Source organism: Natrinema altunense (genome assembly GCF_000731985.1).
Classification (GTDB): Archaea; Halobacteriota; Halobacteria; order Halobacteriales; family Natrialbaceae; genus Natrinema; species Natrinema altunense.
In genome coordinates, this window is the sequence record NZ_JNCS01000006.1 from 46,022 (window position 1) to 67,913 (window position 21,892).

The window sequence follows — 21,892 nt, forward strand, 5'->3', positions numbered from 1 at the left end:
AAAAACGAGTCGGAACGGAGTCGACTGCGCTCAGTCGGATTTCGGTGCGTTACTCGCGTCGTCGAAGGACGAGCGTCGTGAGCAGTCCGGCGACTGCAGCGAGGCCGACGCCGAGCCCGAAGCCGGGCACGCTATCGGAATCGTTCTCGCCTTCCGCTTGTTCGCTGTCCTCCGCGTTGAGACCGAGATAGCTGCGCATGCTGTCAGTGTCGGCTTCGGGGAACTCCGTGTCCCAGTCGCCCGCCTGATGGACGGTCGTCTCGGAATCGACCACGCCGAGGTGTTCGATGTCGGACTTGGTCGCCGAGGCGGTATCGACATCACCCATGTCGTCGACGTAGACGTACATGGACGTGGTGTTCCCGTCGGATTCGGTTGCGACGCCGCTAATCGAGACGGTGTCGCTGAACGTCTCGGTGACCTTGCTCATGTTGTCGAACTTCGCGCCCGCTTCGACTCGCACCGAGTCACCGGTGATGCTGCCGTCGATACGGGCGACCTGGAGGTCGGATTCGGAGAGCGCCGTGAGGAACTGGTCGCTCTGTGCGTTCGACGAGCCGGTGGGACCGCTCCGAGCGGACTCGGCCATCGCGTCGATCGCCTTCCCGGCGAGGTCCTTGCTCTCGACCTCGAACTGTCCGTCGACGGCGAGCTGGTCGCCGTCGGTTTCGGCCGTCAGATCGAACACGACGTCGTTCGGCGTCTTGATATCGTTCGCCTTGAGCTCGGCGATGTAGTCCTTCCAGTTTTCGGTTTCGCTCGTGAGTTCGGCGTCGAGCGTGAGTTCGTTACCGCTGGTTTGCTCGACCGACGCGTCCCACTGCATCTCCCACGTGAGATCCGCCTTCTGCTGTGCGTCGATCGCAGCGCGGGCGTTGTCGATGTCCTCCTGCGGAATCGTACCGTTCATGTCCGTCGATTCGGCCAGATCGAGCATCGCGATGGTGAGTTCGTCGTAGTTCGCGAGCGCGATCTCCCACTCGACATCGATCGTTCCGTCGCTCTGGCTCATCGTGAACTCGAAGGTCTCGATCTCGAGTTCGGTGATGTTGGCCGCGATCTTCTCGGCTTCCGATTGGCTCAGATCGGACGTGTCATCGTTCGCCAGGGACGTCGCGAGCTGTTCCTCGATCCCCGCGTCGATGCCGGTGTACTCGACCGTAACGTCGATCGTGAGCCGGTGGTTACCGGTGGAGCGCTCCTCGAACTCGTACTCGTTGATCTGGATGTCGCTCGTTCCGCCCATCTGCGTCGCGATCGCACCGTACTGCTCTTGGAGGGTCTGCTTGGCCGCCTTTCGAGTCTCCCACTGCTCGGCGCTGAAGTCGGGAACGCTCCGTTCCTGAGCCACGTCGATGGTGTATCCGTCGCTCGTGTCCTCGAGAGACACGTTCATGGACGTGTCGTCACCGGCGGACATCGACCCGGAGTCGACGGAGACGGAGCCTGCCGTCTCGAATGTGTCGGCGGTGGCAGTCACGTGTCCGCTGGTGGTGGCCTCGCCGGTGGTCGCGGCCTCGCTTTCGAACGTTCCGGTCGCGGTCGCGTCGATCTGGTTCCGTTCGTCGGAGATCTCACCGGAGACGTCGACGGAGAGGTCCGTGACCTCGTCCGGCTGCTGCATGACGAGGGAGCCGTTCCCGGCGAAACCCTGCTGGTCGAGGATCGCAGAGAAGTTCGCCGACTCGAACTCCTCGTTTTGCATCTCGTCATCGAGGTCGTCCGCGACCAGCATGTGGACCAGTCCCTCACTGGCGTCCATTCCCAGATCGACCTGGTTGACGTCCGATTCGTTGTCGTCGTAGCGGAGGACGGCGCTGCCGTCGTCGCGGAGGTACACCTCGTCGGCCGGATCGAGGTCCGATTCGGCCTGCGAGACCGTTTCGTACGATTCGACGGGTGATTCCGTCGCTTCGGCGGTCGTCGTCGAACCGCCGTAGATCGCCGGCAGTCCGATCGTCGCGATACCGACGGCTGCAACGAGAAGAACGACGAGGAACGCTCGCCCGCCGCTCTTCAATCGCCGTCTCGAGTCTGGTCTGCTGTCCGGTTCCATAGTCGTACTTCCAACTGCTCCCGTATAAAGATTAATTTTCCAAAACATCCCCCGATGGATTCGCTTTCGGAAATCGAGGAATACAGCCCTCAACAGTCACGATTCTGGAACGGTACTGGGATCGACTGTGATCACTCGCTATCGACAACCTCTTTCGCTCGCCACGGTCATATCGAGTATGACCGACTATTTCGAAGTACACGAGCGCGACGGGGCCGCGCGCGTGGGCGAACTTCGTCTCTCCTCGCCGCTGACGACGCCCGCACTCGTCGACGATGTCCTCGAGGACGCGGGCTCGCTCTGGAGCGGGGACCGCGAACGTCCCGCGGGCGACGACTCGCAACTCACCGTCCTCCCCCATCGGGCGTTCCCCGGCGGTACGCCCGCGGAGGTACAGGAATCGTTCGCCGTCGACGCTCCAGACGTCGACTACCCGAGCGTCGCGGTCGTCTCGAGCGAGACCGTCGCCCCCCAGGGGACGGACGCGTACGCCCTCTCGGACGTCCAGTCCGCGATGGGACACGGTGCGGCGCTCGTCGAGGCCGTCGTCGACGTCCGCGAGGCGATTCCAACCGACACCGCTCTGCTGTTCTCCGGGGTCGCGACACCGCGGAACGTCGCCCTGTTGGCCTACGCCGGCGTCGATCTGTTCGATGGCACCGCGGCCGCCGTGAAAGGGACCGAAGGTCGCTATCTCACGACCGACGAGGCGTACTTCCTCGAGGATCTCGACGAACTTCCCTGCTCGTGTCCGGCCTGCCAGCAACCTCGCGAGGAGTTTACGCGCGCCGATTGTGCCGAACACAACGTCTCCGCCCTCGAGTCCGAACTGGCGATCGTCCGCCGCCGGATTCGGGACGGGCGGCTCCGGGATTACGTCGAGGGACAGGCCCGCCACGACCAGTGGCTCACCGCCGCGATGCGCGAACTCGACGATCAGTGGGGGTATCTCGAGGAACGGACGCCGATTCTGCGGGACGCCCGGATCGACGCCGCGACCGCGGACACCATCCGTCGGGTGGAGATCCAGCGCTTCGCCGATCGGGTGACTACACGGTACCGGAATCGGTTCCGAAACCCGCTCGTACTCGTCCCCTGTTCGGCCGCCAAGCCGTACAGCGAGTCCCAGAGCCACCGCCAGTTCCACGACGCCATCCAGTGGCGTGCCCACCTCGTTTCGATGACCTCACCGATCGGCGTCGTCCCGCAGGAACTCGAGACGACCTATCCCGCCCAACACTACGATACCGTGGTCACGGGTCGCTGGTCCGAGGACGAAAAGCAGTTCGTAAGCGAGGTCCTGGGGCGGTACCTCGAGCGCAACGAGTATCCGGAAATCATCGCCCACGTCCCCGACGAGGGCTACCGCGACATCGTCGAGCGCGTCGAGGAGCGACTCGCCCTCGACGTTACCTACACGGTCGCCGACCATCCGACCGACGACGAATCGCTCGCGAACCTCTCGAGCGCCCTGTCCGGCGAACTGAAGTACTCCAAACGCGAGCGCGAGCACAACACCGTCCGCGCGATCGCGGACTACCTGCTCGGCGATGGGGCCGGCGACGACCTCTTCGCGAACATTCAGACGACCAGTCGCTATCCCAAGATCCAGGTCCGCGACCCCGACGATACGCAACTCGCGACGATGGTGCCTCAGTACGGGACGCTCTCGTTCACGCTTGCGGGCGCACGTCGCTGGCTCGAGAGCGATGCACCGACGAAGCGCGTCGAGATCGACGGCTTCGTTCCCCACGGCAGCGTGCTCGCCCCGGGCGTCGTCGACGCCGACGAGGACATCCGCGTCGGCGACGAAGTCGTCGTCGAGGGACCGAAGGCTTTCGCCGTCGGCCGCGCCGAGATGTTCGGCCGCGAAATGGCCGAGAGCACGCGCGGTATCGCCTGCGAGATCCGCCACGTCGAGGAGACGTAGCGCCTACTCCCCCGGACACTCCTTGAGCAGGTGCTCGCGGTACGTCGCCGTCGGAACGCGTTGGCCACAGAGCTCACACTCGCGCCGATCGCGGCGGCCCGGAATCGCCGAACTAGGCACACCTCCCCGTCGGCGCTCGAAATCACTCAGCGTTTCGAAAGCACATGCTGTCGGTCGGACGCGTTCGCCCCGAGCGAGCCACGTGGCTCGCTCGAGGCGCGGTATGGCCGATCGCTGACCCGTCGGGGATCGATACAGACTGTCAAATCGTATAGTAGTTATATATACTCACATGTCGTACACTGAATCGGAGATTCAAATGACCACATCAAACCACAGCAACGAATCGGACGGCTACTCCCTCGAGAACGACTGGCGTACGCTCGCGATCGCGGGTGGGATCGTCGGCCTGATCGGGTTGTTCGCGATGGCTGCACCGGTGATTACCGGCCTCTCGGTCTCGCTCTTGCTCGGCGTGCTTCTCGTCGCGGGCGGCGTCGTCCACGGCGTCCACGCGTTCGCCGCGCAGGGCTGGCGTCGGTCGAGTTGGCAGTTGGCGCTCGCGCTCGTCTCGGTACTCGCCGGACTGGCCGTGCTCGCGGCACCTGTCGTCGCGCTCGTCACCCTGACCTTGGTACTCGTGGCGTATCTGGCCGTCCACGGCGTCACCGAACTCGCGACGGCGATGCGGATGCCCCCGTCCACCGGACGGACCTCCGTTGCCGTCAGCGGCGGCATCGCGATCGTTCTGGCCGGATTCCTCTGGGTTGGCTTTCCGGCGACCGCAGCCTGGGCGATCGGCCTCTTGGTGGGCGCGAACCTCCTCGTGTCCGGTCTCTCGATGATGACCGTCGCCGTGGCTGCCCGACCGATCGACGACGTGTCCCCCGCCGCGACCAAACCTCGCGGTGCGTGAGTTCTTTTTTGCCCCGTCGTTCGAACCATCCGTCTTCCGTCGGTAGCCGTCACCGTCCCCGATACTGCTCGGCGTCGTCAACTACGCCGGTCGACGGGAGACCCTGTTGCCGCCCCGGAGGGGCGCGTCGATCGTCGTTTCACGTCGCTACTTCGGCTGTCGGAGTCACCGATCCGCGGCGCACGCGAGTGACTGTTCGGATCGGGAGCACGGCCGTTCGGGACGGTCGACTTGGGACTCGAGAACGGGTCACGGACGGTCGGCGACGATACTACCGACGGCGCGGTGTGTGAGAGCCGATCAGGCGGCGTTCGACGACACCCACTGCTCGCGGCAGTCGTCGCTACAGAAGTGGCGGTGGACGGCCGTCCCCTCTTCGACCGTCGTCACGACGCGCTGTTCGGAAGACGACCCCACGGGGCTCCCGCACTGTCGACACTCGGGCGAATCCTCGTCCGTCGAATCAGTCATCGGATGACAGGTCGTCCGAGACCCACTTGAACGAATTCATTGCGGCGGATTCGGCCACGGCTACCCGAACCGGTTCGGGCAGCCGAGTATGCGGCGTCACGTGGCGTCACATGGTGGCGCGCGCCGTGGCGCGGTTCGCCGCAGCGGCGAACCGCGCGACGAACTTGCGCGAGGGATGAGTGAGCGCCGCGAGGCGCGAACGAATCGGCTGGGGAGGGCGTGGTAACTCGTGTTGCTACGACCGCGGCGACGCCGTCTCCCGTCGTTTCGATCCGCTCGCGACGACGATCGGTCCCGTCTTGTACCGCTCCACGTTCCTCGAGACGGCGGGCATCTCCCCGATCGACTCGTGCTCGTCGCGTCCACGTCGGAGCACCCCGTTCCGATACGAAGCGAATCGGTCTAGATCGTTCGCCCGTCGTACGCCGCGAGCAACTCCTGTAGATACGCCCTGATTGCCGTTGCCCGATCGACCGTCTCGCAGGGCACCGCCGTCGGCGGCCGATACAGTTTGGTCATGATCCACGAGAGGAATTTCCCGACGACATCGTCCGATAGCTCCCCCGGTTCCCAGGCGAGGGCGAGCACCGTTCCGTCGTCGATTCTCGTCGCCCGCTCGAGGGTCGTCAGTCCGTAACAACTCGCTTGCCGCCCATCGAGCGCCTCGACGCAGAGCGAACCGCCCCGTATCTTCCATCGGCGGTCCTCGGCGACCCACTCGAAGCGGGTTTCCGTCGGAACCACACACGCATCGTGGCCCTCCAGTCCGACGATTTCGCCCGGGTGAATGTCGGCGCCGACCAGCGTCGCATCGATCTCGGCAGCCGCGTGATGCGGGATCGCCTCGAGCACGGGCGTTCCGTCGGCGTGGAGGGTGAGTCGATACACGAAGTGGGCTCCGGCGACGCCGTCCGTGAGCGCGACCAGATCGAACAACGCTTCCCGGTCCCGTTCGGTCGTCGTCGAAACGCGCCACGCAGTGGCCTCGTCCCGATCCCTCTCGGGAACCCGTTCGAACCGATCGCGAACGGCGGTCCACGTCCGCCGACAGTCGGTCCCGTCCGGTTCGATCCGCTGCTCGTCTTCGCGAAGCCAGACGATCGCAGCCGTCGTGTCGGCGACAATCCGATCGAGCAGAGCCCGGAACTCCGCGGCGAAGCCCTCACACTCGAGGCGGTGCGTTCGATGTCGCTCGGAGGGCATACGCCGACGTAGCGTGGCGACCGCAATGAACGTTATCGGCCGCGTAACTCGTAACGCCGGCTAACGCTATGGAGACGCGCTGAACGGCCGGGAACACCCCGTCCGGTCGAGAATACGTGACCAGCCGGTACTGCCGGTACCGACGCGATAGTTGGAACCGGCTGCGCGAGCCCCCTCTGAGCCCGCCGACCGAGACGTCGTCGCTCGAGGGACGGGTTCCCGACCGGTCGCGTACCGGAACGGGACGGACGCCGTAACTGCCGCTTCGGCGGTCGCTCGGCGGGGCAAGTGGAAACCGGTCCGTTGCGTCGTTTTCGACCCGGATGAACGGGGATGCGGACGGGGACGGTAGGGTCAGTCGTCGCTCGACTCACTGTGGGACGCGGCGGCTGCCGTCACGTCCTGCTGGCCGATCCACGTCGACGAGAACAGCGGCGCGACGGCAAACAGGACGACCACGAGCACGAACAGCGACAGCATGACGCTCGCAGCGGCTGCGATCCCGGACGTGAGGTTGAACAGGACGATTCCCGCTGTGACTCCGCTGGTGGCGAGGCTCATTTGCGGTCGGTCGAACGTAGCGAGGCCCCCAATATGAGGGTTACCTTGTTCGATCGGGGTTGTGAAACGATATCAGGCAACGGATCACTGTCCGGGTCGACCCCGCTCGTTCCGGTCTCCGGCCCGGTGGGGTCGCTACAGCCGCTGGACCGCGCCGATCGCGCTCGAGAGCGGCGGCGCATCGAACAGGTCCCGGCCGGTGTAGGCATTGGCCCCGGCACAGTACAGTTCGCTGGCGGTCTCGAGGACCGACTCCGACAGCGGCTCTGGTTCTTTATCACAAAGAGACTTCCAGTCGGCGACGTTCGCTTGTTTCGCTTCGGCCTTCGCAGCGTTGACGGCCCGGACCCAGTCGGGCTGAGTACGCTTGTGGTACTGGCGCAGCACCTCCTTCGAGAGCTGCGTTCCCTCGTAGCTGAAGCGGTTCTCGTCGAAGGTACCGACGACGTCGGCGACCCGGAGTTCGCCACGATAGTAACAACACTCGATCTTGCCGTCCTGGTGGATCAGCCCGGCCGAATCCGCCTGCTCGGTCACGACCCGGTTGACCTCGCGGGCCAGCGACTCGAGGTCTTCGATCGCCGCCTTCCCGGCGATCGAATCGGCCTCCTCGCGGGTGAGGTAGCGGTCGCCCTTCTCGTATTTCGTGGAGAACTCGACGATCGGCTCGTCGAGGTCGACGGCCTCCTCGGGCCAACTCCCGAACGCGAGGCCGTGATCGGCCGGCTCGGTCCGCCGCCGCAGGCTCGAGCCGACGGGGACCCGGTTTCGGAAGACGATCTCGAGGGGAATCAGGTAGTTCTCGGCGGCGGCCTCGTGATAGCTGTCGTAATCGTATTCGCGGCCCTCGTGTGGGAGGTCGGGCACCTGCGTGAGGTCGATGGCCATCTCCCGGGGCGGGTGGGAGGCGTCCGCGAGGGCGACGACGTCGCCGTTTTCCACGTCGTCGTCGGACGAAGTCCGACGGTCTGTCGAGCTACGCTCGACAACACCGCGGTAGTGGGTCGGGACGCCCTCGCTCTCGAGCAGTTCGAAATTGAACGCGCCCATCGTACAGAGGCTCGCCCCCTTCAGGGGGATCTGATCGGGCATCTTCCCCCAGTCGAACACCGAGTAGTCGTCGGTGAAGACGAACGCGCCGCGGCCCAGTTCCTCGGCGGTCGCTTCCGACTCGATGCGGAACTGCTTGACGCTGGTCATCGCACCCACCTCGTGTGGGGTCCGTGACGTTCGAACGGCTTCGCTGTGCGTAGCGTCACGCGAGACACCTCAGGACGTGTTCGCCCCCGTCGCTCATACCCCAGTTGCCGTGGCCGGAGCGTAAGAAGGTTTCAATATCCGGTCGGCGGCCGGCAGCCGTGACCGTCCCCGCGGGCCGAAGCGAGGCGACGATCGACATCGTCGGACCGGATCAGTTCGGGTCGAGCCGATTGTTGCTGGCGACGCCGCCCTGGATCGCGTCATCGGTAGCGGCAAGTCTCGACGCGGCCGATTCGGACGGGGTTGGGTCCGGATCCATCACCCTTTTCTCGCTGTACGGGCATCGTTACGTCGATGGAGCGACCGGTGACCGAGGCCGACCTCACGTTTGATCACGTTCCCGAGACCGACCAGTCCTTCGAGAACGCACTGGCGAAGGCGCGCGACGGCGATCGACTCACCGTCGACGACGCCATCGAGTTATTCACGACGGGGACGGACGGTGAGGGCATCGACCGGAAACGCAAGGACCGCGTGCTCGAGGCGGCCGATCACCGCCGCGCCGAGCAGGTCGGCGAGGAGGTCACCTTCGTCGCGAACCTGAACAACAACGTCACGACGGCGTGTAACGTGGGCTGTCTCTTCTGTAACTTCAAGGACGCCGCCCACACCTTCGAGAGCGACACGGAGATCGAAACGGCCGGGTTCACGAAGACGCCCGCCGAATCCCGCGAGATCGTCGCCGACGCGGTCGAGCGGGGCATCTACGAGGTGACCTCGGTCTCGGGTCTCCACCCCGCGTTCGCGCTCGACGACGAGCATCGGGAGATCCTCGACGACCATCCCAACCCCAAGGCGGTCAACTACAAGCCGCCCGAGGTCTACGACACCAGCCCCGGCACCTACACGGAGCAGGTGTCGGCGATGAGCGTCGACGGGGTCCACGTCCACTCGATGACGCCCGAAGAGGCCTACCACGCCCGGCGAGGGACCGACTGGTCCTACGAGGAGATCTACCGGCGGCTGCAAGACGCGGGACTCGACACCGTTCCCGGCACCGCGGCCGAAATCCTCGTCGAGGAGGTCCGCGAGGTGATCTGTCCCGGCAAAATCAGCACGGACGGCTGGCTCGAGGCCATGGAGGCCGCCGCGAACGTCGGTCTCGGGATGACGGCGACGATCATGTACGGTCACGTCGAGAACGAGGCTCACCGTGCGATGCATCTGCAGCGCATTCGGGACTTGCAGGACCGGACCGGCAACATTACCGAGTTCGTGCCGCTTTCCTTTATCCACCAGAACACCCCGTTGTTCGAACACGACGTCGTCTCGGGTGGAGCGAGCAGGCACGAGGACGAACTGATGATCGCCGTCTCGAGGCTGTTCCTCGACAATATCGACCACATTCAGGCCTCGTGGGTCAAGTACGGCGACGAGCAGGGGCTGAAGATGCTCTCGTGTGGGGCCGACGATTACATGGGGACGATCCTCTCCGAGGAGATCACCAAGCGCGCCGGCGGCGGCTACGGCGAGTTCCGCTCGTTCGCGGACTACGTCGAGATGATTTCGTCGATCGGCCGCGTGCCCGTCGAGCGCTCGACCGACTACGAGACGCACCGGGTCATCGATCCCGACGAGCCACCGTTCGGTCCCCGGCTCGGGCCGAAGGCCGACGGGACGCCGCTTTTGACCCTCGAGGAGCGTGACGCGCGCGTCACCCCGGCTGACGATTGACCGGTCGACCCTCGAACGTCAGTCGGTATCTCGTTCTGTGGAACGCGGTCCAACGACCGCCCGGAAGCAGTCACCCCGCTCTGGGTGTCTCGATCGCACAGCGGTCGCGCGATCGGGCGTCCGGTGACGGTCAACGGCTACTATCGACGGCCGATGCCCCGTTATCGGTGTCGTCGTGGAGTGGCCCCACCTCAGCGAAGCGATCGATATCGGCGAGTACGTCCACGAACGACACGGCCCCTCGCTCCTGAATCCCCATCGGATCGAGTGCTGGGGCGTCGAGGACCTCCTGTGGTGTTAGCCAGGGCCAGTCACAGTCCTCGTTGGCATCGCTGATCGCGTTGAGTTCGTGCTCGAGGAACGCCGGGCTGAACGGGGGGAGGAGGGGCGGGTCGTCGCTGCCCTCGAACGTCTCCTCGTAGTCCGGCACGCTCTCGGCCGCGAGATCGCCGACGACGAGGCGCATACTCATCCCGAACACGTGGTGTGAGCCACAGTAAACGTCGTAGACGCCCGGGTTGGCAAACTCGTAGAGCCAGGCCCCGCCGACGTTGAGTACCGGCGACGAAAACGGCGGCACCCCGTCGGGAACACGACGCTGGAATCCTTGAGCGGGGTGATAGGCCGTAATCGTGTGGTCGGGTGCCGTGGCCGTGAACTGGACGACATCGCCAGGGGCGACGTGAATGCCACTCGGCTCGAAGTGGAAGAACGGCGGACGGTCGGGGTTCGCCGGGTCTGCGGGCATATCGGAGTGGAGATCGACGATATGATCGGGGGCGAGTTCCTCGGGAACGGTGTCGGCGTCCGGCGTCGCAAAGCCGTACTGCGGATCGAGCGCTGCCGCGTCCGACCCGGTATCGCCGGCCCCGCTCGAGTCGGCTGCAGCATCGCTCCGAGCGGCTGCGACGCCACTGCCAACGGAGACCGTCACTCCCGCCCCCAGCGCTTTCAGCAGCGGTCGCCGCCCGGCGTCGAGCAGGCGGTCCATCGATTCGTCGAGCGATTCCTCCGGTCTCTCCTCGTCGGGTGGCGTCATCCTAGTACACCTCGAGTGTTTCGACTGCATCGACCCCCTCACTCGAGGACGGCATATAGCGCCGCGATCGTTTCGTTCCACTACGAGGGCAGATCCGGCACGTCGTGGCGTGAACGGCGTCGAATTGAGGGCTGTCGTTCAGCGTACGGTAATGACAGCCTATTTCGGCGGGGCCGTGAGACCCCGCGCCGGAGCGACGGCACTACTCCGATTCGTCGATCGCGACGGCCCGGACCGGTGCGCCGTCGTTTCCGAGGGCCAGCGGATAGGCCCGGAGTTCGAACCGGTCCCCCGCCGCGGCGAGGCCTGTCAAGTTCTCGAGGATCAATCGCTCGTTGCCGAGCAGCGTGTGGTGCGCCTGGAACCCCGCGGGCTCGTCCTCCGCGGCGCTGTCCGTCGGCGTCGGATCGGGGTTGAGCGTGTCGACGGCCACGTCGAACCCGCGGTCGACGCAGGCCGCGGCCGCCGCCGGCAAGAGGTAGGGGTGTTCGAGGTACCGCTCGGTCCCCCAGTGGGCGTCCCAGCCGGTCCAGAACACCGCGAGATCGGCGTCGACGGCCGGCACTCGAGCAGCGGGAATCGGCTCGCGGGCCGCGAAATCGCGGCAATCGATCCGGACGGCGTCGAAGACGAACCGCTCGAGCGGGTACGCGTCGAGGGGCGTCCCGTCCGGGTCGACGTGGACGGGTGCGTCGACGTGGGTGCCGGTGTGACTGCCGCACTCGAGGGCGTCGACGCGGACGCCGTGGTCGTCGTGGGTCGCGTGTCGTCGGACGGTGACCGCGGGATCGTCGGGATACGTCTGCATCCCGGTCTCGATCGGATGGCTGAGGTCGACGTGCATACGCGGTATCCGTCGCTCGAGGCGGATAACGCTGTGCGCTCTCGAGGCGCTCCCGCGCTCGACTGGTGGCCGTTGCGGCCGACGGCTGACTGCGGCCACGAACCGGTTGCGGACTCCCACCGCCGTGGCAACGAGCGAGCGATTCCCCGCAACAGGTGTAAGAGCCGTCTCGCCGATTACTAGTTCACTATACGATTAGTGCGCAATTTTATTAGTTTATGCATTGGATTATCGTTCGCATGGCAGACGACCAACCATCCATGTCCCGTCGCAAAGCCCTGAAAGCAACCGCCGGTGCTGCTGCCGCGACCGTCGCGATGACCGGGACTGCGGCGGCCGATCGGGCCTCGCCCGCGGACGTGTCGGTCGGTGACTGTCTGCGACTGCCGAGCCGAGTCGTCGTTTATGAGTCCTGTACCAGTAACTCGGGGTTCATCGTTCCCGCGAGTACGGCCGGGACGATCGAGGCGCTCTGTCTCGACGAGGGTCGCGTCCTGGTCGACTGGAGGGACCCCTCTCTCGAGGACGGCTACGTCGACGTTCGGGAGGTTATTTCGGGCATCGAACCCTGCTGAGGAACCGGAACACGCGGCGCGGAGACACCACCTGGCACACCTGCTGATTTATTTTCGCCGACGTGTCGATACGGGGAGACGGCCGCTCCGTTCGCCGGAGCGGACGGAACGGAGTCGCGCTCGAGCGAGGGGAAGCGTTTCGGTGCCGGCGACGGAAGCGGTCGGTATGGCGACCGACGACGCTTACGTTCGACGCGCGATCGACCTCGCCGAATCGGCGGTCGACGGCGGCAACACGCCCTTCGGTTCCCTGCTCGTCGTCGACGACGAGATCGTCCGGACGGCCGAGAACACCACGCTCACCGACGACGACATCTCGGCGCATCCGGAGTTCAAACTGGCCCGGTGGGCCGCCAGCGAACTCGAGTCGAGCGAGCGCGCGGCGTGTACGATGTACACCAGCACCGAGCCGTGTCCCATGTGTGCGAGCGCGATCGTCTACGCGGGGATCGGTCGGGTCGTCTACAGCGTGTCCGTCGATTCGCTCGCGGCCCACCGGGACGACGGCGTGATCGAAATCCCCTGCGAGGAGATCGTCGACCGGGCCGGCGGCGAGACGACGGTCGAGGGACCCGTACTTGAGGATGCGGGACTAGCGGTCCACGAGGCGTACTGGTCGCCGTAGCCGCGAGGCAGAGCGTCGAACGGCCCGCTCGGACGCGAGTGGGGTGAATAACCGACTCGGGTTCCGCTGTCGACACCCGCGGTCGTGTCGCAGGCGCCAATATCAACAGCCAATCTCTCCGAGGACGAGTTCAACCTGCCCGTGGAGTAATTGTTTGCTATCCGATCGCTTTTATACCTCTGCGCTGAGGATTAGTTAATGGCAGACGATGGAGTGATCCGCCGCCTCAACGCTATCATCGGACTCCTGATTTGCATCCTCGGACTACTGATACTATCCCTTTTACCGCCGGCGCTCGTTCCGCTCGGCATCATTACGTTGCTCATTCTCTCGCCGCTGCTCATTCCGATCCTTCTCCTCTTCTACTGAGTTGCACAGCGGTCGCGGGTTCGATCGGCGATCCTCGCGGGCCGTCGGCTCTCGAGACCAGTCCGATCGGTACCCGACCGGACGCGGACTGCTCAGTGTGTGACCGTCGCCGTCCCGTCCCGAAGCACTGCCCGATAGCGCTCGCCCGCCGAGTCGTCGGCCGCGAGCGCGTTCCGGATGGTCGATGAAATCCAGTCGCGACTCCCGTCCGACCCGCCGCTCCCCGCACCGTCGGCGACCCGCCCGTCGAAGCCGCCCGTGCGCAACACGGGCGGCAGGAACCGCTCGTAGACCGGGAGCCGCTCCTCGAGCGGGAGCGCCGCTGACGCGGCGATCTCCTCGAGTTCCCTGAGCGCGGGCCACGTGTAGTCGGGGTTGATGTGGTCGTCGGTGACCGGTGAGACGCCGCCCAGGTCGTCGACGCCGCAGTCGATCAGCTCCGTCGCGGGGGTGAGGTTCGGCGGCACCTGTACCGAGACTTCCTCCGGCAGGGCGGCGCGGGCCATCGCCGTCACCTGTCGCATCGTCGCGAGATCGGGCGAGCCGTCGGCCCAGCGTTCGTTCTCCACGACGGGCTGGACGATCACCTCCTGGATGTGATCGTAACGCTCGTGGAGTTCGCGGATCGCCAGCAGGCTCTCCGCGCGGTCGCGCCAGTTCTCGCCGATGCCAACCAGAATCCCGGTCGTGAAGGCCACGTCCAACTCGCCCGCGTTTTGCAGCGTCCGTAGCCGCTGGCCGGGGATCTTCCGCCGCGGCCCGGCGTGGGCCCCGACCTCGGCGGTCGTCTCGAGCATCACGCCCATGCTGGCGTTGACGTCCGCGACGGCGGCCATCTGCTCGCGGGTCTGGTCGCCCGGATTCGCGTGGGGGAGCAATCCCTCCTCGAGCGCGACCTCGCAGGCTTCGCGCAGGTAGGTGTGAATCGAGTCGTGGCCCCACTCGGCGAGCTGGGCGTGAATCTCGGTGTAGCGCTCGTCGGGGTCGTCACCGAAGGTAAACAGCGCCTCCGTACAGCCCGCATCGGCCCCGCGCCGACAGATCTCGCGGACCTCCTCGAGCGAGAGTAGGGTGGCCTGTCCCGGCGGATCGAAGTAGGTACAGTAGGTACAGGTGTAGCGACAGGCCGTGGTGAGCGGGATGAATACGTTGCGCGAAAACGTCAACGCCGACGGTGCGTCGACGTCGTTCGGGCTGACCTCCAGGAGGTCCTCGACGGCCGCGTCGTCGACTGCGATATCGACGCCGTACTCGCTCGCCCCGGGAAACATTACCTCCCAGTGTCGTCGCTCGGCACATAAGGCCTTCACTTCGCGGTGGCCGTCGCCCCGAGCGGCCGTCACTCCGACGCGCGATTGCCCTCACGAGCGACGCCGACCCGTCCGTCCCGATCGTCGAGGACGAATCCGAACTCGCGGAGGCAGGCGAGCGCGCGGTCGCTCGCGCGCCCGTGAACGAGCACTTCGACCAGATCCGCCGGCTCGTCGATGTCGGTTCCCAGCCGGAACGAGTCGACCGTCTCGAGGTCGGCTCCGACCGACTGGGCGATCTCGCGGTGGTCGAGGTAGGAGGTGCCGTGGTAGTCCGCGCGGAACGCGGGGTGGCGAACGACGAGCGCGTTCGTCCCGCCACCACGCCCCGGTGCGATCGCGACGTCGGCCGCCGTCGCCAGGAGTCCCTCGAGTGCGCCGGGGGTCGCCAGCGCGAGGTCGGCCATCACGACGGCGACGGGGTCGCAGTCGGAGTCGCCGTCCGTGCCGGTCCCGTCGGCCGCTCCGTCGCCGCCCGGCAGCCGCGCGTTGACCGCTTCGGTCAGCGGCCGCTCGTCGACCGTGACCGACGTGACCGCGGCGACCGCCTCCGGCAACTCGAGGTCGGCGACCGCAAGCGGCGCGGTCGAGACGACCGTCGGCTCGTGGCCGGTGTCGGCGATCACGCGGAGCACGTCGACGAGCATCGCGCGGGCAAACCGCGAGCGCTCGTCCGGGGAGAAGACGGACTCGAGGCGAGTCTTCGGCGTCTCGGCGGCGAACGGGACGACGACGCGCATCTGAATCTGGTTGCGGTAATTCGGGCGCGCTCAAAAGCACGTCGGAGTGGACCGGGCGTCCGCGAGCGATCCGCTCGCCGAACCGCGGCCGATGTCGTGCCCCCCCTGACACGAGTGCGTCGCTCGCGCCGTCGAATATCGAAAGAACGGCGGCCTAGAACAGCGGCTCGAGTTCGTCCTCGTCGTCCTCGACGAGTTCCTCGAGGTTCTCCTCGCTCTCCTGTTGGATGTCGTCGATGTTGTCCTGTGCCTCGATGGCGACCTGCTGCAGTCGCTTGATCCGGGGGACGTTCGTCACGCCCGAGAGCAGGATCGCCGCGGCCACTTCGGGCTCCTCTCGGGGGAAGTCGCCACCGCGGACTTCCATACTGCCCGTTTCCTCCTCGAGCCACTTGCGGCCGCGTTCGATGCCTTTCCGGTTCAGGTATTCCGGCGGTCCGGAGAGCACGAGCAGAGCGCGCTCGGTGCCTTCGATCTCACAGGGGAGGGTGAGCCGGCCGAGCGCGGCCTTGCGGACGAGACTGGTGATGCGGTTGGTCGTGTTCGCGGCGTCTAAGTCGTCGTCCGACCCGCCGTCGTCGCCGGTGAACCGCGAGAGCAACCCGCCGCCCGAACTCAGTTCGACTTCCTCGGAGGCGTAGCCGACAGTGGAGACGCCGCCGCCCGAGAGCGTGTTGATGATCTCCGAGGAGTCGACGACGCTCTCGGCGACCTCTTGGCCGTCGCCGACCTCGCCGGCACCGAAGAGGATACCGAAGCGGCGGACGATTTCCTCGTTGATCTGTTCGTAACCGCCCTCGACGGACTCGCCGGTCTGTCGCCAGGAGTCGTTGTCGAAGACGAGCAGGTTGTCGACTTCGCGAACGAACGTCTGGAAGGAACGCGCCGCGTTGAGCGTGTAGATCCCGCCTTCGTCGGTCCCCGGCAGGACGCCGAGCCCGTAGACGGGGATCGTGTAGATCCGCTTGAGGTGTTTCGCGAGGACCGGCGCACCGCCCGATCCGGTACCGCCGCCCATTCCGGACACGATCAGGAAGGCGTCGACCTCGTGGGTCGGGATCTGATCGATCGCGTTCTGGACCTCGTCGATGTCCTCCTCGGCGACTTCCGCGCCGAGTTCGTTGTCAGCACCCACGCCGTGGCCCTTGACCCGGGCCTGGCCGATGAGTACGCGATTCTCCTGTGGAATATTGTCCAGACCCATGAGGTCCGCTTTCGCGGAGTTGACAGCGATCGCTGCCCGGACGATTCCGCTACCCGTCCGATCGTCGTAATCGAGGAACCGATCGACGATTTTGCCACCGGCCTGTCCGAATCCGATCATCGCCAGCTTCATTGTTTGTCAGGGGGCTCCGTTGGATTGGAAACAGTGCAATGGAGGATATAAATCTTGTGCAAATCTGACTGTCTCTATTACGTCACTATTGGGGCGAACTGGCCGAATTGAAGCCGTTACGCGCCGGTTTTATCCTCCAGTAAACAAATCTTACTCGGTCGGTACCGATTAGCCACAATTATATTCCGTCCGAACATTCGTCTCGGCCGACCGTAAGAGCGAGCAGCGAACTCACGCCGTCTCCGACCGTGTCCGGCGGTGATCGGTTCCGTCGAGGCCGAGATACGAACCGAGCGTTCGCAGATCCGCCGGATCGCGGCCGAACGCGGTCACGTCGTTGTCCGCAACCGTGTTGTCGAACTCGAGCGAGCGGGCCTGATCGGGGCCGAACGGGACGAACGGCAGCGAGTCGACCGCCGAGAGGCCGACCTTCGCAAGCCCCATCGGGATCGGGACGATCGTGACGGCTTTCCCCTCGGCCGCGTAGACCAGTTTCGTGACGTCCGCGAGCGTGGTGATCTGTGGCCCGGCGAGCTCGTAGGTTTCGCCGACGTGAGCGTCGTCCTCGAGCACGTCGGCCAGCATGGGGACGAGATCGCCGACCCAGATCGGCTGGAAGCGCGTCTTCCCGCCGCCGGGTAACCCCGTCACGTACGGCGTCGTCAGTGTTTTCGTGAACTCGACGAACTCGCCGCCGTCGCCGAAGACGACCGACGGGCGGACGATCGTCCACTCGAGTCCGGACCCCCTGACCACCGCCTCGGCCCGTCCCTTGGCGCGGATGTACGCCGTGTCACCGTTCGGGTCGGCACCGAGCGCGCTCATCTGGAGGAACCGAGAGACGCCGCCGGCGTCGGCGGCACGAACGAGGTTCTCGGTGCCCCCGAGGTGGACCGCCTCGTGGCTCGGCCCGCCGCGAGGTTCGTAGAGCGGCGAGAGCGAGACGAGGTTGACGACGGCGTCGTGGTCCGCCACCGTGTCGGCGATCGACTCGTAGGCGCTGATGTCGCCGACCGCCGACGCGACGCCGTCGGGGAGTCCCGCGTCGTCCGGGGAGCGAGAGAGCGCCGTCACCGCGTGGCCGCGCTCGACCAGTTCCGCACACAGGGTCGTCCCGATGAAGCCGCTGCCGCCGGCAACGAGAACGTTCATACGAGGGATATGACCCTGTAGCGATAAATAGGTGGGCGGCTACGTGGTAAGGCAGTGCGGGGCCGGGCCGATTGTGCTACATCTAAATAGCGCTCTCCACGAGGTGGGACCATGCTGGTCACGCTCGAGGGACTGGACGGCAGCGGCAAGACGACGGTCTGGGAGTCCCTGCAGGACCGGTTCTCCGACGCCGTGTTCACGCGCGAGCCCACGGACGATTCCTGGTACGGCGACGCCGTCTACCGCTCGATCGAGGACGACGACGCCGACCCGCTGGCGGAACTGTTCCTCTACACCGCCGATCACGCCGCACACCTCTCGCGGGTGATCGAACCCGCCCTCGAGCGCGGTGATCTCGTGATCTCCGATCGCTACTCGGACTCCCGGTTCGCCTATCAGGGCGCGACGCTCGCGGCGGCCGACGGCCACGCCCTCGACGATCCGCTCGAGTACGTCGTCGACATCCACCGGCCGTTCTCGATCGACCCGGGGCTGACGATCTACCTCGATCTCGATTCCGAGACCGCCGCCGAGCGAGCGGGGACGACGAACAAGTTCGAGCGAGCGGCGTATCTCGAGTCGGTCCGCGAGAACTACGAGCGACTGATCGAGCGCGACCCCGACCGCTTCGTTCGGGTCGACGCGACGCAGTCGCCGGACGCGGTGCTCGAGGACGTGACGGACGCGCTCACAGCGGCAGTAGAATCGTTCGAATAATCGCCTCGTTCGGCCGCTCACCGTCTTGACCACCCGCGTTTTCGATTCGACTGTCGTTGCTCGAGTTGGGCAAAGGCTTTAGTCGTGATAGGGTGTACCACACCGCCGATGGTCCACGCGTTCATCATGGTGAAGACGGCCGCCGGAAAGTCCGAGGGGCTGCTCGCGGAGATCGCCGACCTCGAGTCGGTCGCCGACGCCCACATCGTCGCGGGCAACTACGACATCATCGCGGAGGCCGACGCGCCGGAGGTCTACGACGTGTTGCAGACCGTTTCCTCGAGCATTCAGGGTCTCGGCGGCGTCACTGACACGAAAACGTACATCGCGATGGGGTAGGGGTCAGCGACCGACCCTGCGGAACGGATCTCGCGGCCGTCGGCACGGCGACCGAATCCGACTCGCCGTCACACGCCCCCGCTCGAGTCGCTCGGCTCGGCCGAACACGCCCTATGGTAGCTGGGGACAAACTTATTCACCGGGGCCGGCGTACCCCTGTGCATGCGGTTCGTGATTATCGGGGCTGGACGGGTCGGTCTGCGCACAGCACGCGTCTTGCGTGACGAGGGCCACGAGGTGACGATGGTCGAACGCGACGAGCCGACGCGCAGGCGCGCCCGCGATCAGGGGTTTGCCGTCGTCGACGGTGACGGCTCCCGGGAAGCCGTCCTCGAGGAGGCTGACATCACGGCGGCCGACGCTCTCGGGGCGCTGACCGGCGACCTCAACGTCAACTTCACCGCCTGCATGATCGGGAACCACTACGAGTGTCGGACCGTCATGCGGATCGACGAGGCCTACCGCGAGGGGATCTATCGCAAGTACGCCGACCAGGTCGACGAGATCATCTATCCCGAACGGCTCGGGGCGATCGGCGCGAAAAACGCCCTGCTCGGCGGGACGATCCGCGCGATCGCCGATATCGCACCGCATCTGCAGGTCGTCGAACTCACGATCACCGACGCGGCTCCCGTCAACGGGTACACGATCAGCGAGTTGCACCTGCCCGCCGACGCCACCGTCCTCGCCTTCGGCAAGGGCGAGGCTCCCCTCGAGATCCCCACCGAGGACCTCTCGCTCGAGGACGGCGACCGGCTCGTCGTCCTCGCGGACTTCGACGTCCTGAGCGACGTCCGCCAGCTGTTGGTCGGCGAGACGGCGGCGCTCGCGGCCGCGAACGCGGGCACGGGTTCGAGTTCGGCGGCCACGGAACTGCTCGAGACGGAGCCGGAGCGCGATTCGGAGAGCGACTCCGACACCGGAGGTGTCAACTGATGGTCACAGCGTTCGTCATGATCAAGGCGAACACGGGCGAGGCGGATCGGCTCAGAGACAGTATCGAATCGATCGACGGCGTTCGGTCGGCTCACATCGTGGCCGGCGATGTCGACCTCATCGCGAAAGCGATCGTCGAGACACCTGCCGAAGTCAAGGAGATCGCGGCCACCCACGTCCAGTCGATCGAGGGCGTCGAGGACACGCAGACGTACATCGCGATGGACTAGAGACGAAGTTTTGCGCTGCGGGCGCGCCGAAGGCGCGCCCTCGGCAAAAATTCGATTAAAAGCACTCCTCCTTCCGTTCCGTGACGCGTCGCGTCACTCGGCTCACGGCTCCGCCGTTCGCCTATTCGCGGCGCGTAGCGCCGCGCACTCCACATCAGTCGTCGGCCCGCTCGCTCCCTTCGGTTGCTCGCGGTGAGTGTCGGGTAAGCGCCTGCCCTCCCCCGAGTCGTGTGGCTCTCGCTGTCGCTCGAGCCACACTCCCGGCCACAGCAGACGATCCTGATCCACAAGCAGTGGCCTACATCGGCATCCCGCCGCTAGTTCCGTCGCCGTCCGCGGCCTGCTGGCCCCTGTTCTGGGCGTTCTCGAGCAGCGTCGCCGCTTCGCCCTGATACTCGTAGCCGGGGATGATCCCTTGTGCGAAGGTGCCCTCGACGAACTCGATGAGGGCCTTGGCGTCCTCGACGCCGTCGGTAGCGTCCCAGGCGGTGTACTCGAGATGAACGCGCACCTCGGTGGTGTCGCGTTCGACGACCGGCTCGTCGTGAGTACTCGTGTGGGCGACGGTGAAGACGTCCGCGAGCCGTCGCTCGAGCGTTTCGAACCAGCCGTCCTCGACCGGGTCTGCGACGACCTCGTCCGCCACGGCGGCGTCGAGGGTGGGGAGGACGACGGTGATCGCAAACCGGCCATCGCGTTCTCCCTCCGCGTCGTCGGCCGTGATCGTCGTCTCGAAGACGGTCGTCGCGAGGTCGTAGCCGTCGTCGGTGCGGTCGAACGCGTCGTGGGACTCGAGTTCGCTGGCGATGGGGGTCTGACGGTCGGTCATTGGAGACATCCACGGGCGTGGCGAAAAAGGGTGTTACGCTGTGCCGACGCCGCGTCGCTCGACGCGTATGGCGCCGTTACCCGGTCGAGTTCGCGGGACCACGTCGGGATCGTTTCGCGAGGGAAGTGTCGCGTTTCGACCGGACACGGCCCGCATTACTACAAGGGGACCGCTCCTCTATCGGTGGCATGAGACTCGACAGACACGCCGCGGAACGTCGTCGCTTCGCTCGCCTCCTCGGAACGGACGGCGCCCACGGGTCCGGATTGCCGATCGGTGAGGCGGCTGCCGACGAGGAGGGCGAGCGAAACGCGGCCGACGGTGACGGCTCGAGCGACGACCCCGTTACGACAGTTCCCGATCGCTGAGGAACGCGTCGAGCGCCGTCGCGACTTCTTCGAAGTCCTTGACGGTCAACCCGTCGGTGGTGACGAACACGCCCTCGCTGTCGTTGGTCACGCGGATCAGGAACCCGTTCTCGAAGACCCGGATCGTGTAGTCGTACGCGCCGAGTTCCGACCCCTCGTAGGCGGTCTGCGTGGTTTTGAAGCCGCGCCACTCGTGTCCGATGAACGTCGAGAGGTCGGCGTCCCGTTCCAAGTCCTCGCGGAGGTAGACCTGTTCGTAGTCGTCGCGCGTAAAGTACGTGACCGACCGGAGGCTGTCGCCGATAGCGGTCCGACAGGTGGTGACGATCCGGTCCGCCGTCTCGTCCGTGAGTATCCCGGTTGCCATATCGGATCGGTCGAACGCCGATCCCTTAACCGCGGGGGCTAGTCA

General features: G+C 65.9%; 25 protein-coding genes. 11 read left to right on the forward strand and 14 right to left on the reverse strand.

Going from position 1 to position 21,892, the window contains the following annotated elements; all coding sequences use genetic code 11:
• Nucleotides 1-49 precede the first annotated feature (49 nt).
• A complete protein-coding gene (locus ALTAJ2_RS12110; protein ID WP_007107890.1) occupies nt 50-2,020 on the reverse strand; it encodes a hypothetical protein in 1,971 nt (656 codons plus the stop codon).
• A gap of 214 nt (nt 2,021-2,234) precedes the next feature.
• On the opposite strand from ALTAJ2_RS12110, the gene arcS reads away from it, so the two are divergent.
• Nucleotides 2,235-3,986, forward strand: coding sequence for an archaeosine synthase subunit alpha (arcS, locus tag ALTAJ2_RS12115; protein ID WP_007107889.1), 1,752 nt, complete (start codon nt 2,235-2,237; stop codon nt 3,984-3,986).
• Nucleotides 3,987-4,305: 319 nt separating this feature from the next.
• Nucleotides 4,306-4,902, forward strand: coding sequence for an HdeD family acid-resistance protein (locus ALTAJ2_RS12120; RefSeq protein ID WP_049899709.1), 597 nt, complete (start codon nt 4,306-4,308; stop codon nt 4,900-4,902).
• 300 nt (nt 4,903-5,202) lie between these two features.
• Here ALTAJ2_RS12120 and ALTAJ2_RS19745 read toward each other — a convergent pair whose 3' ends face one another.
• The 5 genes from ALTAJ2_RS19745 to ALTAJ2_RS12135 form a co-directional block, all read right to left on the reverse strand.
• On the reverse strand, nt 5,203-5,373 hold the full coding sequence (locus ALTAJ2_RS19745; RefSeq protein ID WP_007107887.1) for a DUF7576 family protein: 171 nt from the start codon (nt 5,371-5,373) through the stop codon (nt 5,203-5,205).
• A 235-nt stretch (nt 5,374-5,608) separates the two neighbouring features.
• On the reverse strand, nt 5,609-5,749 hold the full coding sequence (locus tag ALTAJ2_RS19460; protein WP_160163673.1) for a hypothetical protein: 141 nt from the start codon (nt 5,747-5,749) through the stop codon (nt 5,609-5,611).
• A 26-nt stretch (nt 5,750-5,775) separates the two neighbouring features.
• A complete protein-coding gene (locus tag ALTAJ2_RS12125; RefSeq protein WP_007107886.1) occupies nt 5,776-6,576 on the reverse strand; it encodes a hypothetical protein in 801 nt (266 codons plus the stop codon).
• 354 nt (nt 6,577-6,930) lie between these two features.
• Nucleotides 6,931-7,137, reverse strand: coding sequence for a hypothetical protein (locus ALTAJ2_RS12130; protein WP_007107885.1), 207 nt, complete (start codon nt 7,135-7,137; stop codon nt 6,931-6,933).
• Between the two features lie 135 nt (nt 7,138-7,272).
• Entirely contained in the window at nt 7,273-8,337 is a 1,065-nt protein-coding gene (locus ALTAJ2_RS12135) for a phosphoribosylaminoimidazolesuccinocarboxamide synthase (RefSeq protein WP_007107884.1), read from the reverse strand.
• A gap of 354 nt (nt 8,338-8,691) precedes the next feature.
• Here ALTAJ2_RS12135 and cofH point away from each other — a divergent pair, with 354 nt between their 5' ends.
• The gene (gene cofH / locus ALTAJ2_RS12140) at nt 8,692-10,071 is read left to right on the forward strand and encodes a 7,8-didemethyl-8-hydroxy-5-deazariboflavin synthase subunit CofH (protein ID WP_007107883.1); all 1,380 of its coding nucleotides are present in this window, start codon (nt 8,692-8,694) and stop codon (nt 10,069-10,071) included.
• A 130-nt stretch (nt 10,072-10,201) separates the two neighbouring features.
• Here cofH and ALTAJ2_RS12145 read toward each other — a convergent pair whose 3' ends face one another.
• A complete protein-coding gene (locus ALTAJ2_RS12145) occupies nt 10,202-11,110 on the reverse strand; it encodes a cupredoxin domain-containing protein (RefSeq protein ID WP_007107882.1) in 909 nt (302 codons plus the stop codon).
• A 202-nt stretch (nt 11,111-11,312) separates the two neighbouring features.
• Nucleotides 11,313-11,954 (reverse strand): cyclase family protein, encoded by a 642-nt coding sequence (locus ALTAJ2_RS12150; RefSeq protein ID WP_007107881.1) that lies wholly within the window; start codon nt 11,952-11,954, stop codon nt 11,313-11,315.
• A gap of 239 nt (nt 11,955-12,193) precedes the next feature.
• Here ALTAJ2_RS12150 and ALTAJ2_RS12155 point away from each other — a divergent pair, with 239 nt between their 5' ends.
• From ALTAJ2_RS12155 to ALTAJ2_RS19750, 3 genes are all read left to right on the forward strand, one after another.
• Entirely contained in the window at nt 12,194-12,529 is a 336-nt protein-coding gene (locus tag ALTAJ2_RS12155; RefSeq protein ID WP_049899696.1) for a hypothetical protein, read from the forward strand.
• Between the two features lie 166 nt (nt 12,530-12,695).
• Nucleotides 12,696-13,154, forward strand: coding sequence for a nucleoside deaminase (locus ALTAJ2_RS12160; protein WP_049899706.1), 459 nt, complete (start codon nt 12,696-12,698; stop codon nt 13,152-13,154).
• 198 nt (nt 13,155-13,352) lie between these two features.
• Entirely contained in the window at nt 13,353-13,523 is a 171-nt protein-coding gene (locus ALTAJ2_RS19750; protein WP_007107878.1) for a hypothetical protein, read from the forward strand.
• A gap of 92 nt (nt 13,524-13,615) precedes the next feature.
• Here the strand turns inward: ALTAJ2_RS19750 and cofG are convergent, their stop codons facing one another.
• The 4 genes from cofG to ALTAJ2_RS12180 form a co-directional block, all read right to left on the reverse strand.
• Nucleotides 13,616-14,794, reverse strand: a complete 1,179-nt coding sequence (gene cofG, locus ALTAJ2_RS12165) for a 7,8-didemethyl-8-hydroxy-5-deazariboflavin synthase subunit CofG (protein ID WP_007107877.1) — start codon at nt 14,792-14,794, stop codon at nt 13,616-13,618.
• A 68-nt stretch (nt 14,795-14,862) separates the two neighbouring features.
• The gene (cofC, locus tag ALTAJ2_RS12170) at nt 14,863-15,573 is read right to left on the reverse strand and encodes a 2-phospho-L-lactate guanylyltransferase (RefSeq protein WP_007107876.1); all 711 of its coding nucleotides are present in this window, start codon (nt 15,571-15,573) and stop codon (nt 14,863-14,865) included.
• A 154-nt stretch (nt 15,574-15,727) separates the two neighbouring features.
• Nucleotides 15,728-16,909 (reverse strand): tubulin/FtsZ family protein, encoded by a 1,182-nt coding sequence (locus tag ALTAJ2_RS12175; RefSeq protein ID WP_006185479.1) that lies wholly within the window; start codon nt 16,907-16,909, stop codon nt 15,728-15,730.
• A gap of 231 nt (nt 16,910-17,140) precedes the next feature.
• On the reverse strand, nt 17,141-18,061 hold the full coding sequence (locus ALTAJ2_RS12180; protein ID WP_007107875.1) for a complex I NDUFA9 subunit family protein: 921 nt from the start codon (nt 18,059-18,061) through the stop codon (nt 17,141-17,143).
• A 111-nt stretch (nt 18,062-18,172) separates the two neighbouring features.
• On the opposite strand from ALTAJ2_RS12180, the gene tmk reads away from it, so the two are divergent.
• The 4 genes from tmk to ALTAJ2_RS12200 all read left to right on the forward strand — a co-directional run bounded on the left by tmk (nt 18,173) and on the right by ALTAJ2_RS12200 (nt 20,283).
• Entirely contained in the window at nt 18,173-18,778 is a 606-nt protein-coding gene (gene tmk, locus ALTAJ2_RS12185; RefSeq protein WP_007107874.1) for a dTMP kinase, read from the forward strand.
• Nucleotides 18,779-18,886: 108 nt separating this feature from the next.
• The gene (locus ALTAJ2_RS12190) at nt 18,887-19,117 is read left to right on the forward strand and encodes an Lrp/AsnC family transcriptional regulator (protein WP_007107873.1); all 231 of its coding nucleotides are present in this window, start codon (nt 18,887-18,889) and stop codon (nt 19,115-19,117) included.
• Between the two features lie 162 nt (nt 19,118-19,279).
• The gene (locus ALTAJ2_RS12195) at nt 19,280-20,053 is read left to right on the forward strand and encodes a potassium channel family protein (RefSeq protein WP_007107872.1); all 774 of its coding nucleotides are present in this window, start codon (nt 19,280-19,282) and stop codon (nt 20,051-20,053) included.
• Nucleotides 20,053-20,283 carry an Lrp/AsnC family transcriptional regulator gene (locus ALTAJ2_RS12200; protein ID WP_007107871.1) on the forward strand — a complete coding sequence of 77 codons (231 nt, stop codon included), beginning with the start codon at nt 20,053-20,055 and terminating at the stop codon, nt 20,281-20,283. The genes ALTAJ2_RS12195 and ALTAJ2_RS12200 overlap by 1 nt, the downstream gene beginning before the upstream one ends.
• Before the next feature lie 298 nt (nt 20,284-20,581).
• Here ALTAJ2_RS12200 and ALTAJ2_RS12205 read toward each other — a convergent pair whose 3' ends face one another.
• A complete protein-coding gene (locus tag ALTAJ2_RS12205; protein WP_007107870.1) occupies nt 20,582-21,112 on the reverse strand; it encodes a DUF5813 family protein in 531 nt (176 codons plus the stop codon).
• A gap of 188 nt (nt 21,113-21,300) precedes the next feature.
• Here ALTAJ2_RS12205 and ALTAJ2_RS12210 point away from each other — a divergent pair, with 188 nt between their 5' ends.
• Nucleotides 21,301-21,480: a hypothetical protein gene (locus tag ALTAJ2_RS12210; RefSeq protein ID WP_007107869.1), complete on the forward strand. Its 180-nt coding sequence runs from the start codon at nt 21,301-21,303 to the stop codon at nt 21,478-21,480.
• Here ALTAJ2_RS12210 and ALTAJ2_RS12215 read toward each other — a convergent pair.
• Nucleotides 21,458-21,847, reverse strand: coding sequence for a DUF7522 family protein (locus tag ALTAJ2_RS12215; protein WP_007107868.1), 390 nt, complete (start codon nt 21,845-21,847; stop codon nt 21,458-21,460). The two genes, ALTAJ2_RS12210 and ALTAJ2_RS12215, sit on opposite strands and share 23 nt — an antisense overlap.
• Nucleotides 21,848-21,892 lie beyond the last annotated feature (45 nt).

Bases quoted from the DNA above. Each gene is read 5' to 3' on its own strand.
- arcS (WP_007107889.1), top strand. From the start codon at position 2,235: ATGACCGACTATTTCGAAGTACACGAGCGCGACGGGGCCGCGCGCGTG.
- ALTAJ2_RS12120 (WP_049899709.1), top strand. From the start codon at position 4,306: ATGACCACATCAAACCACAGCAACGAATCGGACGGCTACTCCCTCGAG.
- ALTAJ2_RS19745 (WP_007107887.1), bottom strand. From the start codon at position 5,373: ATGACTGATTCGACGGACGAGGATTCGCCCGAGTGTCGACAGTGCGGG.
- ALTAJ2_RS12125 (WP_007107886.1), bottom strand. From the start codon at position 6,576: ATGCCCTCCGAGCGACATCGAACGCACCGCCTCGAGTGTGAGGGCTTC.
- ALTAJ2_RS12130 (WP_007107885.1), bottom strand. From the start codon at position 7,137: ATGAGCCTCGCCACCAGCGGAGTCACAGCGGGAATCGTCCTGTTCAAC.
- ALTAJ2_RS12135 (WP_007107884.1), bottom strand. From the start codon at position 8,337: ATGACCAGCGTCAAGCAGTTCCGCATCGAGTCGGAAGCGACCGCCGAG.
- cofH (WP_007107883.1), top strand. From the start codon at position 8,692: ATGGAGCGACCGGTGACCGAGGCCGACCTCACGTTTGATCACGTTCCC.
- ALTAJ2_RS12145 (WP_007107882.1), bottom strand. From the start codon at position 11,110: ATGACGCCACCCGACGAGGAGAGACCGGAGGAATCGCTCGACGAATCG.
- ALTAJ2_RS12150 (WP_007107881.1), bottom strand. From the start codon at position 11,954: ATGCACGTCGACCTCAGCCATCCGATCGAGACCGGGATGCAGACGTAT.
- ALTAJ2_RS12155 (WP_049899696.1), top strand. From the start codon at position 12,194: ATGGCAGACGACCAACCATCCATGTCCCGTCGCAAAGCCCTGAAAGCA.
- ALTAJ2_RS12160 (WP_049899706.1), top strand. From the start codon at position 12,696: ATGGCGACCGACGACGCTTACGTTCGACGCGCGATCGACCTCGCCGAA.
- ALTAJ2_RS19750 (WP_007107878.1), top strand. From the start codon at position 13,353: ATGGCAGACGATGGAGTGATCCGCCGCCTCAACGCTATCATCGGACTC.
- cofG (WP_007107877.1), bottom strand. From the start codon at position 14,794: ATGTTTCCCGGGGCGAGCGAGTACGGCGTCGATATCGCAGTCGACGAC.
- cofC (WP_007107876.1), bottom strand. From the start codon at position 15,573: ATGCGCGTCGTCGTCCCGTTCGCCGCCGAGACGCCGAAGACTCGCCTC.
- ALTAJ2_RS12175 (WP_006185479.1), bottom strand. From the start codon at position 16,909: ATGAAGCTGGCGATGATCGGATTCGGACAGGCCGGTGGCAAAATCGTC.
- ALTAJ2_RS12180 (WP_007107875.1), bottom strand. From the start codon at position 18,061: ATGAACGTTCTCGTTGCCGGCGGCAGCGGCTTCATCGGGACGACCCTG.
- tmk (WP_007107874.1), top strand. From the start codon at position 18,173: ATGCTGGTCACGCTCGAGGGACTGGACGGCAGCGGCAAGACGACGGTC.
- ALTAJ2_RS12190 (WP_007107873.1), top strand. From the start codon at position 18,887: ATGGTCCACGCGTTCATCATGGTGAAGACGGCCGCCGGAAAGTCCGAG.
- ALTAJ2_RS12195 (WP_007107872.1), top strand. From the start codon at position 19,280: ATGCGGTTCGTGATTATCGGGGCTGGACGGGTCGGTCTGCGCACAGCA.
- ALTAJ2_RS12200 (WP_007107871.1), top strand. From the start codon at position 20,053: ATGGTCACAGCGTTCGTCATGATCAAGGCGAACACGGGCGAGGCGGAT.
- ALTAJ2_RS12205 (WP_007107870.1), bottom strand. From the start codon at position 21,112: ATGACCGACCGTCAGACCCCCATCGCCAGCGAACTCGAGTCCCACGAC.
- ALTAJ2_RS12210 (WP_007107869.1), top strand. From the start codon at position 21,301: ATGAGACTCGACAGACACGCCGCGGAACGTCGTCGCTTCGCTCGCCTC.
- ALTAJ2_RS12215 (WP_007107868.1), bottom strand. From the start codon at position 21,847: ATGGCAACCGGGATACTCACGGACGAGACGGCGGACCGGATCGTCACC.